Origin of the sequence: Paenibacillus radicis (ex Gao et al. 2016) (assembly GCF_014641555.1) — a bacterium.
Taxonomy (GTDB): Bacteria; Bacillota; Bacilli; order Paenibacillales; family Paenibacillaceae; genus Pristimantibacillus; species Pristimantibacillus radicis.
The window spans coordinates 598,453-614,083 of record NZ_BMHY01000002.1; the positions used below are offsets into that span (position 1 = coordinate 598,453).

Below are 15,631 nucleotides of genomic sequence, written 5' to 3' on the forward strand. Positions count from 1 at the left end.
GATGACCCATGAGAATGGGATGAAACGGGCGACAAGTGAGACGACAATCCACGATGCAACAAGAGCGAGCAGGAAGCCTCCCAAATACCATAAGTGCAGTAACCAAGCTGTGCCCGTATGCAGCGGATATTGGCGGTATACGAGCAAGAAGAACGGATGAATCAAATAAATGCCGAATGATAGAGCGCCTAGCCTTGAAAGCAGTTGAGGCAGCTTGAATGGCAGCTTTCGGTATAAAAGATGAGCGAGCTGCAGCAGCACAAGCGCCGTAAGTAAAGCGTGTATGTTCCAAATCAGGTCAAACAGCGTCGTATTCGCCGTATAGATATGTTTGCGGTTCAAGTAGTAGATATAGACATGCGACAATCCCGCGGCCAGCCAGAGCACCCATAGCGTCAGCCATACGAAGACACGGCCTGCTGTAGCATTTTCCTTAGCCATTACGATCCAGGCCTTCAGCTTCGGATAATAGATACCGAGTGCTGCGCCAAGCAAGTAGTAGGAGAAGTAGGCAAGCGCCCAGCTGCCCCGGTTCGGAACCGGCGTTTCAAGCACATACTTGTTCGATAGAATGAATGCCCATTGAATAAGAATGCCGGCTGGAATCGCCAATTTGACGAGTATGGGAAACTTCTTCATCAGCCAAAGGAAAAGCGGGAACAAAATATAAAACTGAATGCTGATATAAACGAAATAGAGATGCGTATACGCTTTTCCGGTAATTACCTTGCTCCAAAAACTTTCTAATGTTGCCGATAAGGAGCGGTCCGGGTAATAGAGGAAATGCAACAGGGTAAAGTAAAAGACCGAAAATACTAGATATGGAATGATAATGTAAAGCAATCTTTTTTTGTAAAACCCGCCTATTAGTTTACCTGTCAATGGACGTGAATAATAGTTGTAAAATAAGACAAAGCTGCTTAAAAAGATAAAGGTTGTCGTCCCGAACTTCATAAAAATATTAAAGAAGTTATAAAGGAAAAAATAGTTGGAATTGACCATATCAATAGTGGCGAATGAGGTCGAGTGGACCGAAAGCACACCAATGATCGCAATTGCCCGGACGAGCTGCAGTTCAGGAATGTTCTCCTTTTTTTGCAAAGCGGCACTAGCCATTAGTCGGGTACACCTTCTTTAGATTTAATTAGAATTATGAAACTAGCAACCTAGCCATTATAGTATAAAGGTCTTCCTTGGCACAATATGTATTAAAATACCAAACATACGCAATTGGCTCTCATCCCTTGCGGGGTAAGGAAAGCCAATTGCTTCAGGCTGGCAATTTTTTTTCCAAATGGTTATAAAGCAGGATTAATCACGCGTTTTTCGTCTAGCGACTCCACTTTGTCTAGCCGCCTGCATGACCCGCCGGCGAACCTCTTCCACAATACGGGTATTGAATACGCTTGGAATAATATACAATCGGTTCAACTCGTCTTCACCAATCACGGAGGCGATCGCTTCTGCTGCCGCCAGCTTCATTTCTTCATTAATAGTTGTTGCTCTGCTGTCGAGAGCGCCGCGGAAAATGCCCGGAAAGCATAGTACGTTATTAATTTGGTTGGGATAATCCGAACGCCCGGTTGCGAATACCGCTACGATATCCTCTACAAGCTCCGGCCGGATCTCCGGCTCTGGATTGGCCATGGCGAAAACAATCGGGTCGGCGGCCATCGATTCGATATGAGCTCTTGTCAATATGCCGCCGGCAGAGACACCAATGAATACGTCGGCATGTTGCAGCGCATCAGCAAGCCCGCCATTTACGCGCTCCGGATTCGTATGCTCGGCATACCATTGCCACATCGGATTGCTGTATGTGCGGTCGGCAGTTAGGATGCCTTCCCGGTCGACGCCAACGATATGCTTGGCTCCGCCGGCAAGCAGCATCTTTGTGCAAGCAGTGCCTGCTGCGCCGATACCACATATGACGATTTTTGTCTCCGATAGGTTGCGATTTGTTAATTTTAGGGCGTTCAGAAGACCGGCGTATAAGACGACGGCTGTTCCGTGCTGGTCATCGTGAAAGACGGGGATGTCCAGCTCTTCGCGCAGCCGTTTCTCAATTTCGAAGCAGCGCGGGGCAGAGATATCCTCCAGATTGATGCCGCCAAAGGCAGGCGAGAGTTGTTTGACTGCGGTGATGATCTGTTCTGTGTCCTGTGTATCAAGGCAAATGGGAAAGGCGTCGACATCGGCGAACTGCTTGAAAAGCATCGCTTTGCCTTCCATCACGGGCATGGCTGAGTAGGGGCCGATATTGCCTAGTCCAAGCACAGCGCTTCCGTCTGAAACGACGGCAACTGTATTGCGCTTTATCGTCAGCGTATAAGCTTTGGACGGGTCCTCGTGGATAGCTTGGCACACGCGGGCAACCTCTGGTGTGTAGACGCGGGAGAGGTCATCACGGTTCTGAATGGGCGTCTTGGGCTGAATCGAAATTTTGCCGCCCAGATGAAGCAGAAAGGTGCGGTCGGATAAATGCTGAAGCCTTACGCCGGGCACCGATTGAAGCGCTTTGGTTAAGCTTTCCGCCGTTCCCGCCGCGGTCGTCTTTACCGTTAAGTCGCGAACGCTGTAGTTTTTGTCAGTATGGATAACGTCAATAGCGATAATGTCGCCGCCTGCTGCTTCAATCGCAGTAGCTGCTTTGCCGAATTGAGCTTGCTTCGTGTCGATTTCAAGCCGGAGTATGAGTGTCTTGCCATCCATGCTTCTTTCCTTCATGGCGATCCGCTCCCTTGCATTTCATATGGTCTAACTATATCCTATATCCTGCTTTGCTATTCGATACCACGATGGAACTTTGGGCAGGGGCGAAGATAAAAACGCCGTCACTGCATGAGACGCAGGACGGCGTTAGGACAATTCTGTGGATCATATTGTTGATTGCGTTTCGTAAGAAGCTGACTGCGGTATTGGCCTGAAGTATAAGGCTCCTGGATGAGATTGAACCATTTCTCCACGACAGCGGTGGAATCCAGCATTTCACCAAAGCCGTTCTGAATAAAGTATTCGCAGTTTTCTTCCTCTTGGCCTGGAATCGGCTCGTAGAACAGCATCGGAATCCCTTTGCTCATGCCCTCCGTGCAAGTCATGCCTCCTGGCTTGGTGACCAGCACATCGGCGACATCCATTAATTTGCTGATTTCCTTCGTAAAGCCAAGCACGCGAATGTTCTCATGCTGGAACAGCGGATGAGCAAGCATTTTATCGCGGACCTTTTCGTTATCGCCTACGCAGAAAATAAGCTGAACGGTTTCCCGCCATTTCGTCATATATTCGAGCAGATGGTCTTCAATTAATCCCCAGCCGCCGCCCATAATCAAGACGGTAGGCAGTGCACGGAGCCCGAATTGCTTACGGATTTCTTCCTTATCATAGGTAGTCCAAAAATTCGGATGGACAGGAATACCGGTTACCTCGATGCGGCCTGCGGCTACGCCGCGATCCGTCAGCTTTTTCTTCACAAGGGAAGTGGATACCAAATATTTGTTGACTTCCTTGTTCACCCAAGAGCCGTGGGCATCGTAATCGGTAATGACCGTACATATCTTCAAATCAAGGCCAAGCCGTTTAATTCGGCTGACGACAGCATTCGGAACCGGATGGGTGCATACGATAAGATCCGGCTTAAGCTGTGTTATTACCTGCGCAGTATGGGTGTAGAACATCCGGTGAAGCGCAAGCTGCGCGAAGCGGTTGAGCGATTTTTTATAATTGCTGCGATACATCAGTCCAACCATCTTTGGCTGTTTGCTGACCGTCTTGCGATATGCGGAAATAATTAAAGGCCCTAGTATCGGATTAAGAAAACTGCCCAGCTCAATAACTTTGGTCTGTATATTGTGATCCAGCTGACGCAGGCCTACCGCTAACGCATATGCGGCTTGCGTGTGCCCCGACCCGAACCCCTCGGAGAGAAGGAGCACTCTTTTCTTACGCATAATGTCACCTACTTTTCTAATTCCATATTACGACGCAAGTGAGGTTTACACAAGTTATTCCAACATGCTTTACAGCGGCCTCTCTCTATTTTATTAGGAACTTGTACAATTTAAGACTAGCTTGCTTCTTTAAGGAAATTTAATTTATGCTGAAGGCAGTAAAAGAGTTCCTCCAGACCTGATTCAAAGGAAGCCTCTTTATATAGTAAGAAGGCATGTAATCCAAGCCTTGTTGATCGCTGTAAGTATTTTAACACAATTGGAAGGAATAGGTGAAACAAAATGGAGCAGGATATTAAAAAAACACAATCGTATGCAGTAGGCGACATTGTAAAGGCGGAAGTACGGTCCGGACATTACGTCGCCGAGGTGATGGAGCTGAACGGCCCGCGGGCGCTGGTGAAAATATTGGCTGTACTGAAGCATCCAGAGCAGGGTGATCTGCATTCGCCTTACAATCCTGATGTGCCGATGTTTCATGAACGGAGAGCTCTCAGCTATACGGAAAAAACGACCGTTTTGCTTCGCGCATTGTCCGTATATGGGAGCAGCACGGTTCCCGATTACAAGCAATCTTTGCTTGCGGCAACGGAAACAGCGGCGGAATCGCTTGACCAGCTGAAGCGGTGGGCGGAAAAAAGTTTAATTTTAATAAAAGAGCTTGAAATGGATTATAACAAGTGATAAACTGAACGCATGAACAAATGACCGAAACGTTATTTTGGTCAGTTATATAGAAAGGAGGGAATGCAATGGCAGCGGAACGCAAGCCGATCGACCGCAGAAAGCAAATTATTGACGCCGCGTCGAAATCATTCGCGATGTTCGGCTACAAGGCGACGACGATGGAGCTCGTTGCGAAGCTGGGCGGCGTTGGCAAAGGAACAATTTATACGTTTTTCGCTACGAAAGAAGTGTTGTTTGAAGAAATCGTTAAGCAGATGACAGCAGAGATGAAGGCGATAGCCAATGCGTCCATCGACCGGAAGAAGCCTTTTTTCGATAATTTGAATAGAGCGCTCCACGGCGTATTGCAGTTCAGGGAACAGCATGAGCTGTTCGTCAAGCTGAACCAGGAGCTGTGGGAAGTAAGGACGCCAACGGTTCAGGACGGCTTGGCCCAGATCGAGAGGGCGGTTGTGAATTTTATCGAACAAGAGGTACGCATCGGCATCCAGCAAGGCGAACTGCGGAGCGACAATCCCGAACTAACCGCTTATCTGATTTTCCGGACGTACATTGCGTTAGCGGTCGAGTGGGGCAGAACGCGTGAGCCATTGAGCAGAGAAGCTGTGAGCGATCATATGACGACATTGTTCCGGTATGGTTTGAGCGGAGAGCCGGAAGCTACTACTTAATGAAGCAAGACGATGGTAAAAGTGAATGACCGTTTATCGGAGCTCCGGCGGATGACGGTTATTATTTTGGAATGAATTGACCAAATGACTATTATAGTTAAATGGTCACTAAGAACGAGAGAGATGTTTACGATACGAAGGAGTGGCTGAAATGAAAGGGTTGCGTCAATTCGGCAGCGAGCTGGCTGCTATTATTAAAAACCGTAAAGTGCTTATTCCGGTAATCGCCATATTAATGGTACCAGTGCTTTACAGCGGATTATTTCTGGGGGCGTTCTGGGATCCGTACAGCAAGATGGATGAATTGCCTGTAGCGGTCGTTAATTCCGATGCGGGCGCCGAACTAAACGGCAAGCAGCTTGCGATCGGCGAGCAGTTCATTAATAAGCTGAAGGATAATCCAAGGTTCAAATGGGATTTCGTCGATAAGGAAGCAGCGGAGCAAGGCTTGAAAGATAACCGCTACTACATGGCCATCGAAATTCCGGAGAACTTCTCCGCGCAAGCGGCGACATTGACCTCCGATAAACCAGCACCTGCTGTTATCCGCTATTTGCCTAACGAGAGCCTGAACTTCCTCTCGGCGCAAATCGGGAACACAGCCATTGAAACGATGAAGGCGCAGCTGAATAAAGAGGTTACAAAGGAATATGCACGTACCGTATTTGAGCAGGTGACGGTGCTTGCAGACGGACTAGGCGCAGCAAGTGACGGCGCAACGAAAATTAACGACGGAACGTTGACGGCCAAGGATGGCGCTGCTACGATAGCGGCGAATCTGGCTAAACTTAGTGATGGTTCCCTATCCGTTAAAAACGGCGTTAATCAATTGGTTGCGGGAAGCTCCGATCTGGAAAAAGGGGCAAAAGATCTGAACAAGGGCGTTGGTTCGCTTAGCTCAGGCCTAAATCAGCTGGCAGGCGCGAGCGGTCAACTGCAGGACGGCGTTGTGAAGGCGGATAAAGGGGCAAAGCAGCTGGAACAAGGCCTCAAACAATCGGCTGCTGGATCTGCTCAAGTAGCGGCAGGAGTTGATCAGTTGTCCCATGCGCTTGAGCAGTATGCATCGGCGGTGCCGGGACTGGCTGACGATGAAAACTTTAAGCAAATGGTCGAGCAAAGCAAAAAGCTGGCTGCTGGCGCCAAAGCGTCGGCGGATGGACAGCAGCAATTGAGCGGCGGCGCCGCTTCGTTGTCCAGCGGTCTGGATACGCTGAACGCTGGGATGGACACATTCGGCTCCAAGCTGAAAGAGGCTTCGGCCGGCGGACAAAAGCTGGCAGCAGGATCAAGCTCACTGCAAGCAGGCGCAGGGAAACTGCATGGCGGGTTGAACCAATTGTCGGCAGGCGTAGCGTCGGTTGCGGACGGCTCCAGCCAGCTCGCGACAGGAGCGAATCAGCTTAGCAGCGGATTGCTGCAGTTGACGGATGGTACAGGCGAGTTGTCCAGCAAGCTGAGCGAAGCGGCAAATAAGACTTCAACGCTTCATGCAGGTGACGACATGTTCGATATGTTTGCAAGTCCGATTGACGTTGAGACCGTTATTCATGACGGTGTTCCGAACTACGGTACCGGCTTTGCACCGTACTTCATTTCTCTAGGCTTGTTTGTCGGCGCATTGCTGCTGACGATCGTATTTGCAGTAAGAGAGCCGGCAGTGCAACCGGCAAGCGGCTGGAGCTGGTTCGTCAGCAAGCTGCTGGTAATGGCTGGAGTTGGCCTTATTCAGACCGTAATCGTGGATGCGGTATTGTTGTACGGATTGGATCTTCATGTTCAAAATGTAGGACAGTTCTTCCTGTTCAGCTTCATTACAAGCATCACCTTTATGAGCTTGATTCAATTCCTGGTCACTGTATTCGATCAGCCGGGCCGTTTTATCGCCATTGTCGTTCTGATTTTCCAACTGACGACTTCGGCCGGTACGTTCCCGCTGGAATTGATCCCTGGCTGGATGCAGGCATTTAACGCTTGGCTGCCGATGAGCTACACCGTTTCGGGCTTTAAAGCGGTGATTTCAAGCGGCGACGCTTCGGCACTATGGTCCAATACGGGCGTGCTCCTCACATTCTTTGCTATCTTCAGTTTGCTGACGCTCGCTTACTTTGTTATCGTTCATCGCAAGCAAGCGGGAGGCAATGAATTGACGGCTGCCTGATTATAAAAAACGTCTGGAGTGAATGTTAACTCCAGACGTTTTTTTTATGGAGTGGCGTTCGTTTGCATGATTTTTCAGATAAATGCGCAAAAAATCGCGGCAATGTGACAAATGATGCAAATATAACGCCAAATCGTACATGGACGCATCGGTTTGTTTTTAGCATAATGGTGTTTAAAAACATTCGAATCGGCTGCGGAAAAGTTAGTTTATTTATTGATAAATACGGTTTGCAGTTGGTCCCTGTATACGACCTGAAGACCAAGCGAATCGGATAGAGCAGCCAGCGGCAAATAAGTCTTTCCCGCACTCCCTTTCTCGTCGCTCAGAAATGCTGGCGGACTCTTGAGGTCGGTTCGGACTCCGTCGACGACAACGTATTTCGATCCGATGGCGAATTGTACGCGATGTCCATTGTATTCGATGGTTGCAGTTTGCGAGGACGAGCTCCAGCTTAGCTTGGCGCCCAGCGCGTCTGCGACGTCACGCATGGCGACAAAGGTGCGGCCGTCCCGAATGATCGGTTTGGTGGCCGTCACCGGCAGCTCTTTGCCCGCTATGACAACGGAAACGGGTACGTTCGCCGCTCGCGGCCGGACCGTGCGGTAGCCTCCCCAGATTGTTTTGGAGAAAGCCCGGCCGATAGCTGTATAGCCTTGACGGTTTGGATGAACGTCTCCGTCTGCGATGGAAGTGAGCTTCATCTCGTTTCCGAGAAACGGCGCGCTCATATTTACGGCTATAACATGGTCACCTTCTTTATTCAATCTGGCGACGATACCGTTCAGACGATCGTGTAACTGTCCCAGTCCGGTCAGTAAAAACTGACGCTGGATTTCCGGGAACAACGGGATGGTAAACGATCCGACCTTCAGAGGGGCTGGAATAGGCAAATATTGATCAGCTACAGCGATCTTTGCGTTTGGATTCAGCTTCACGATGGTCCGTAGCGTCGCTTCGAGCTCTTGCTCGTAGGTATTCAGCTGGCTTTCGAGCAGTGCATTTGCTTCTTCAATGGGTGCTTTTTGCTGGAGCTTGGCCAGCACATCAAAAAGGTCGTTGCCGCCGATTGTCATAACAATCAAGTCGGCTTGCTTAAGGGAGGCATTCAGCTCCTTCGTCCGGGAGACGATTTCCTTGACCCTTGGGTCAGGAAGCCTTTTCTGAATGTCATCCGGAATGACCTTCCGCCCGTCTGCAGCCGCTTGAACGAATGCATGCAAGCCTGTCGTCCGTAAGCCGAGAATTCCGTAGTTCGTATAAGCCGTTCGATTGCCGAGAAAGAGAGATTGCTCGAAAAGATGCTCAACATAGCCGTATGGAATCGAATGTTCGGAAAAACCGTGTTCGTAGCCCGCAGTTATTGAATCGCCAAGGGCAACAATCCGGTAATAGGTGCTCTGCTGAGCCGCTTTGTCTGTCGCACTGCCTTGAGCGGAGGCGGTCTCGGAAAAGCCTGTCCAAGCTTTAATTGCGAACGTTGCGCAAGCGAGCAAAAGTACGGCAGGCCTGATGATTTTATCCCTATATTTTCTATACACCACAGTCACGTCCTTTTGTTAAAATAATTGAAGAAGCAGGTGAATAACCGAACAATAAGGTGCGAACTAAACTTTATCACAATCATAAAAAATATTAAATTGCTTCCGTTTTGGCATGATGATAAGATAAATTACAAGCCGAAATGGCATGATACCGCTCGGGAAAAGGTCAACCCTGGTCGATATTGGCGCAATAATGACATTTTCAATGCAATACGAACAATATCCTTTGTTTGGTAGGAAAAAGTTTGGATTCACGTTGAAAGGCTGAATATTCGCGCGATTTCGACAAGGATTATTAGAGAACGGCTTGCGGCTCGCCGAAGTGCTTCGCCTGCACCGTTCCATGCAATCGTCAATGAGTCCATTTATAGCGCACCGTTCGCTCGAAGAAATGGCTTGGTTTCACAATGCTTGCCCAAAAATCTTCTGTAAGAGAGGTAGCACAGGATGAAAGAGAAAATTTTTGGATTACCGCCGAAACAAGGACTTTATGATCCGCGATTTGAGAAAGACGCATGCGGCATGGGATTTGTAGCAAACATCAAAGGTAAAAAATCGCATACCGTCATTCGCCAAGCGCTTACGCTTCTGGAAAACATGGAGCATCGCGGCGGTCAAGGCAGCGAACCAAACACGGGGGATGGCGCGGGAATTTTGCTTCAAATTCCGCATGACTTTTTTGCGCGGGAATTGAAGAAGCAAGAGATTCAACTGCCGCAAGAAGGAGAATATGCAGTTGGCATGCTCTTTATGCCGCAAGATGAGCAAATCCGCAACGGCTTCGAGCGCGACCTGGAAAACATTATTAAAGAGGAAGGCCAATCGTTAGTTGGCTGGCGTACTGTTCCGACAGACGACGGCAAGCTCGGCGAATCGGCACTTTCCGTTAAACCATATGTGCGTCAAGTATTTATCGGCAAAAACGAAAGCTTGAAGGATGTTCTTGCTTTCGAACGCAAACTGTACGTCATCCGCAAACGCGCGGAGCTGGCTATTCGTTATTCCGGCAAGGAAGGCGGAGAGATGTTCTACTTCCCTAGCTTGTCGAGCAAGAAGATCGTTTATAAAGGAATGCTCACGACGGAGCAGGTTCGCTCCTTCTATCAGGAGCTGAACGACGAGTCTGTCGTATCGGCTATGGCGCTTGTTCACTCCCGTTTCAGCACGAACACGTTCCCAAGCTGGGAACGCGCGCATCCATTCCATTATTTGATTCACAACGGTGAGATCAATACGCTCCGCGGCAACGTCAACTGGATGCATGCCCGCCAGACACTGTTCGAAACCGAATTATTCGGTGAGGATATGGACAAAGTGAAGCCGGTTATTAACCCGGATGGCTCCGATACAGCGATGTTCGATAACTCGCTCGAATTCCTCTTCCTGTCGGGCCGCTCGCTGCCGCATGTGGCGATGATGATGGTTCCGGAGCCTTGGTCGAATGATGAAGGCATGGACGATGATAAAAAAGCGTTCTACGAATACCACAGCACACTGATGGAGCCATGGGACGGACCGGCAGCAATGGCAATTACAGACGGCTCAAAAATCTGTGCTTACCTTGACCGGAACGGACTGCGTCCTGCGCGCTACTATGTGACGAAAGACGATCATATTATTCTTGGCTCCGAAGCTGGCACCGTGGACATTCCGCCGGAAAACATTTTGTACAAAGACCGTTTGCGTCCAGGCAAAATGCTCCTTATCGATACGGAAGAGGGCCGCATCATTCCGGATGAAGAAGTAAAAGCAAAGGTCGCTTTCGAACAGCCTTACCGCGAATGGCTCGATGAGCACCTCGTTGGTCTGGAAGAGCTGCCTGACGCGCCGGAATTGCCTGAATTGGATCATGAGACGGTGCAGCAGCGCCAGCAGGCATTCGGCTATACATTTGAAGACTTGCGCAAAGTGCTGGAGCCGATGGCGAGCAGCGGCCAAGAGCCGATCTCATCGATGGGTTACGATGCTCCGCTTGCGATTTTGTCAGAGCGCCCTCAGCGCCTGTACAACTACTTCAAGCAGCTGTTTGCTCAAGTAACGAACCCGCCGATCGATGCGATTCGTGAGGAAATTATTACGGCTGTCGGCACGACGATCGGACCGGAGCGCAACCTGTTGAAGCCGGAGCCCGAAAGTGCGCGCCACATCAAGCTCGATACGCCAATCTTGTCCAACGAGCAGTTCGCGAAGCTGCGCCATGTTCGCCGTGAGGGCTTCAAGTCCATCACGCTGCCGATCTTCTTTACGGCATCCGAGGGCGAAGAGGGCCTCCGTTCCGCGCTTGATCTCATGTGCGAGGCGGCAGACCGCGTTATCGACAAAGGCCATAACATTCTGATCTTGTCCGACCGTGGCGTTGACCGGGAAAATGCGGCGATTCCGGCATTGCTTGCCGTATCTGCGCTGCATCACCATCTGATTCGCCAAGGCACGCGTACGAAGGTTGCGATTCTGCTTGAGTCGGGCGATCCGCGTGAAGTGCATCACTACGCGCTGCTTCTCGGCTATGGCGTGAGCGCGGTCAACCCGTATCTCGCGTTCGAGACGCTTGACGATATGATCCGTCAAGGGTTGCTGCGCAATATTTCGCATGAGAAAGCGGTCAAAAACTACATTAAAGCAGCGACGAAGGGCGTAACGAAGGTTTTGTCCAAAATGGGCATTTCCACTGTTCAATCGTACCGCGGCGCGCAAATATTCGAAGCGGTTGGCTTGAAGGAAGAGCTGATCGATCAATACTTCACATGGACACCATCGCGTATTGGCGGCATCGGTCTTGACGTTATCGCCGAAGAAACGCTGAAATACCATGACAAAGCGTTCGCTGAGCAAGAGGGCGGCGAGAAAGAACTGGATTCCGGCGGCGAGTATCAATGGCGGAAAGACGGCGAAGAGCATTTGTTCAGCCCGCAAACGATTCATACGCTGCAAATGGCGTCCCGTGCCAACGATTACAAGCTGTACAAGAAGTTCTCGTCCCTTGTACAAGGCGAGGACAAGAAGCATACGATGCTTCGTTCATTGCTGAAATTCAAGGACGGACTGCAATCCGTGCCGCTTGAAGAAGTTGAATCGGTTGAGTCGATTCTGAAACGGTTCAAGACGGGCGCTATGTCCTTCGGTTCCATCAGCAAGGAAGCGCATGAAAGTCTTGCGATTGCGATGAACCGGATCGGCGGCAAATCCAACACGGGTGAGGGCGGCGAAGATCCGGCGCGCTTCATTCCGGATGAAAACGGCGATTCCCGCCGAAGCTCCATCAAGCAGGTTGCATCGGGCCGTTTCGGCGTAACGAGCAACTACTTGGTTAATGCGGATGAGATTCAGATCAAAATGGCGCAAGGGGCTAAACCTGGCGAAGGCGGACAGCTGCCTGGCCGTAAGGTTTACCCATGGGTAGCTGAGGTTCGCGGCTCTACGCCTGGCGTAGGCTTGATCTCGCCGCCTCCGCATCACGATATTTATTCGATCGAGGATTTGGCTGAGCTGATCCATGACTTGAAAAATGCGAATCCGCGCGCTCGTATTAACGTGAAGCTCGTATCTGAGGTTGGCGTAGGCACGATTGCAGCAGGCGTTGCTAAAGCACGCGCTGACGTTATTATGGTCAGCGGCTATGATGGCGGTACAGGCGCATCTCCGATGAACTCCATCCGCCATGCGGGTCTGCCGTGGGAGCTGGGGCTTGCTGAAACGCATCAAACGCTGATGATCAACAACCTGCGCGACCGCGTCGTTATTGAAACGGACGGCAAAATGATGAACGGCCGCGATGTTGCAATCGCTGTGCTGCTTGGCGCCGAAGAATACGGCTTCTCGACGGCTCCGCTCGTTGTATTGGGCTGTGTGATGATGCGTGTCTGCCAATTGGATACTTGTCCGGTCGGCGTCGCTACGCAAAACCCTGAGCTGCGCGCGAAATTTATGGGCGATCCGAGCCATGTCGTGAACTACTTGAAGTTCGTTGCGGCAGAGCTTCGTGAAATTATGGCGGAACTGGGCTTCCGCACGATTCAAGAGATGGTTGGACGTGTTGACGTTCTTGAGACGAAGCAGCTTCTGAACCATTACAAAGCGAAAGGTCTGGATCTTTCGCCGCTGCTTCACCAGCCGGAAGTGCCGCAAGATGCTGCACGCCATAACGTGCAACAGCAAAACCACGGCCTGGAGCTGTCGCTCGACATGCAGCAACTCGTTCCTGCGGCGCAATCGGCGCTGGAAAGCGGCGAGCGTGTACGCGGCTCATTCCCGATCTGCAACACGAACCGCGTTGTCGGTACCGTGCTTGGCAGCGAAGTAACACGCCGCTACGGTGCGAAAGGACTGCCTGAGGATACGATCTCGTTCCACTTTGTCGGTTCAGCTGGCCAAAGCTTTGGCGCATTCGTGCCGAAAGGCATTACGCTTTCGCTTGAAGGCGACTCCAATGACTATGTGGGTAAAGGCCTTTCCGGCGGCAAGCTCATCGTTGCTCCATCGCCGAAGGCGACTTTCGTAGCCGAAGACAATGTTATTATCGGCAACACGGCGCTTTATGGCGGCACCGATGGCGAAGCTTACATCCGCGGTATTGCCGGCGAACGCTTTGCCGTCCGCAACAGCGGCGTCAAAGTCGTCGTGGAAGGCGTGGGCGACCATGGCTGCGAATACATGACAGGCGGCCGCGTCGTTGTACTCGGCAGTACGGGACGGAACTTTGCAGCCGGTATGTCCGGCGGTATTGCCTACGTCTATGACGAGCATGGCGAGTTCTACAAAAACTGCAACATCGAGATGGTGCTGCTGGAGCGCGTAGAAGAAGACGCGGACGTTGCCGAGCTGAAAGGCTTGCTTGAAAGACATGTCCAATATACGGAGAGCGGACCTGCTTCCCGTGTGTTGAACGATTGGGATGCTTCGCTTAATAAATTCGTCAAAGTCATTCCGAAGGATTACAAAAAAATGCTGGAGCATATCCGCAAAGCCGAAGATTCCGGCCTTGCAGACGACGCAGCGCTTCTCGCCGCGTTCGAAGCCAGTATGAAAGAGCTCGCCCGTACAGGCGGCTAATGAGTTTATAGTGGAAGGACTGTCCTGGGTGCCAGGACAGTCCTTCTTTGCGTTAGAAGGGCTGTGGAGCGGTCTGAGAAGGTATGTGGCTGTATAGTAGGGGAGTCTTGAAATCGTATTATGGCAGGGGAGACATAAAGACAAGTGCTGACACTAATTAAACGTATGCATTCCGCGCATGGCGTTGCTTCAAAACGCATGCATGATATCATTTATCGCCCATAACGTGCCTAATTAGCTGCTATACGTATTCATTTGACTAATCATGTACTTAATAGCTAAAAGTGCTCAGACGCCAAACAGTACGTTTAAGCTGTTGCCTCTGCATATCGACCGATGTTTAACTAGCTATTTTCTCAACAACGTTGCTCTTACGCCGTATGGTGTGTTTAAGCTGATGCCTCTGCATATCGACCGATGTTTAACTAACTATTTTCTCAACAACGTTGCTCTTACGCCGGATGGTGCGTTTAAGCTGTTGCCTCTGCATATCGACCGATGTTTAACTAACTATTTTCTCAACAACGTTACTCTTACATCGGATGGTGTGTTTAAGCTCTTGTCTCTGCATATCGACCGATGTTTAACTAATTATTTTCTCAACAACGTTGCTCTTACGTTGGATGGTGCGTTTAAGCTGTTACCTCTGCATATCGACCGATGTTTAACTAACTATTTTCTCAACAACGTTGCTCTTACGCTGGATGGTGCGTTTAAGCTGTTGCCTCTGCATATACGCAAAATGTAAACAAACTAATTTGATATTATGCTATCGACGATCCCCCTCTAGCTGCTGGTGCTATTGTCGCCTGCCTGGTAACTAAAGAATAAAACTTCGCTATTAAGTTCAACTTTTTCTCTATATTTTAGCCTTTTGTTGGATTTAAGCTGATTTTGGGCAAATAAGTACAATTTTTTCTCTATTGAGAAATCAAATTCCTCCCGTGTGAACTTTCTTACATAAAGCTAACGAAATTTGAATTCGATTAGGAAATAGAGAAATTCCATGCTGATTTAGCGAAATTACAAGCGGTAGATTGCTGATAGTTGTGGAGGTGTTTTTTAGTGGAGCTGAAGGAAGGAGCTTCACAAGCTTTTCAAGGTGTGAGAGCGAAACGAGCGTGCAAGTTCAGTCTGACTTTTCGAAGATTCTCATCCATCCAGTTCGCACAGGCGAACGATAAGATGGAATCAAGAATGGCAGAATGAACCGTGACGCGAAGCGCTCGCATGCACTTGAACAGCATCTTGAGAGACTGAAAAAGGTGTGTGAGAGCGAAGCGTAACGAGTTCAGTCTGACTTTTCGAAGGTTCTCTCCATCTAGTTCGCACAGGCGAACGATAAGATGGAATCAAGAACGGCAGAATGAACCGTGACGCGAAGCGCTCGCATGCACTTGAACAGCATCTTGAGAGACTGATAAAGGTGTGTGAGTGGAGCGAGCCCATGCTCTTAAACTTCCACCCCGCAAAAAAAACGGGGGAGACATATTGCGAAGTAAAAAAGGTGTGTGAGAGCGAAGCGTAACGAGTTCAGTCTGACTTTTCGAAGGTTCTCTCCATCTAGTTCGC

Annotated in this window: 8 protein-coding genes; 4 read left to right on the forward strand and 4 right to left on the reverse strand. The window is 49.9% G+C overall.

Going from position 1 to position 15,631, the window contains the following annotated elements:
* The 3 genes from IEX98_RS08125 to IEX98_RS08135 form a co-directional block, all read right to left on the reverse strand.
* The coding region (locus IEX98_RS08125) for an acyltransferase (RefSeq protein WP_188888406.1) at positions 1-1,116 on the reverse strand (1,116 nt) is incomplete at its 3' end.
* A 195-nt stretch (positions 1,117-1,311) separates the two neighbouring features.
* On the reverse strand, positions 1,312-2,727 hold the full coding sequence (locus IEX98_RS08130; protein WP_188888407.1) for an NAD-dependent malic enzyme: 1,416 nt from the start codon (positions 2,725-2,727) through the stop codon (positions 1,312-1,314).
* 107 nt (positions 2,728-2,834) lie between these two features.
* Entirely contained in the window at positions 2,835-3,947 is a 1,113-nt protein-coding gene (locus IEX98_RS08135) for an MGDG synthase family glycosyltransferase (RefSeq protein WP_188888408.1), read from the reverse strand.
* Between the two features lie 282 nt (positions 3,948-4,229).
* On the opposite strand from IEX98_RS08135, the gene kapB reads away from it, so the two are divergent.
* From kapB to IEX98_RS08150, 3 genes are all read left to right on the forward strand, one after another.
* A complete protein-coding gene (gene kapB, locus IEX98_RS08140) occupies positions 4,230-4,631 on the forward strand; it encodes a sporulation phosphorelay system protein KapB (RefSeq protein ID WP_188888409.1) in 402 nt (133 codons plus the stop codon).
* A 68-nt stretch (positions 4,632-4,699) separates the two neighbouring features.
* A complete protein-coding gene (locus IEX98_RS08145; RefSeq protein WP_188888410.1) occupies positions 4,700-5,305 on the forward strand; it encodes a TetR/AcrR family transcriptional regulator in 606 nt (201 codons plus the stop codon).
* Positions 5,306-5,456: 151 nt separating this feature from the next.
* Entirely contained in the window at positions 5,457-7,466 is a 2,010-nt protein-coding gene (locus tag IEX98_RS08150) for a YhgE/Pip domain-containing protein (RefSeq protein WP_188888411.1), read from the forward strand.
* 209 nt (positions 7,467-7,675) lie between these two features.
* Here the strand turns inward: IEX98_RS08150 and IEX98_RS08155 are convergent, their stop codons facing one another.
* Positions 7,676-9,007, reverse strand: a complete 1,332-nt coding sequence (locus IEX98_RS08155; protein WP_188888412.1) for a stalk domain-containing protein — start codon at positions 9,005-9,007, stop codon at positions 7,676-7,678.
* Between the two features lie 450 nt (positions 9,008-9,457).
* On the opposite strand from IEX98_RS08155, the gene gltB reads away from it, so the two are divergent.
* Positions 9,458-14,059: a glutamate synthase large subunit gene (gene gltB / locus IEX98_RS08160; RefSeq protein ID WP_188888413.1), complete on the forward strand. Its 4,602-nt coding sequence runs from the start codon at positions 9,458-9,460 to the stop codon at positions 14,057-14,059.
* Positions 14,060-15,631: the final 1,572 nt, after the last annotated feature.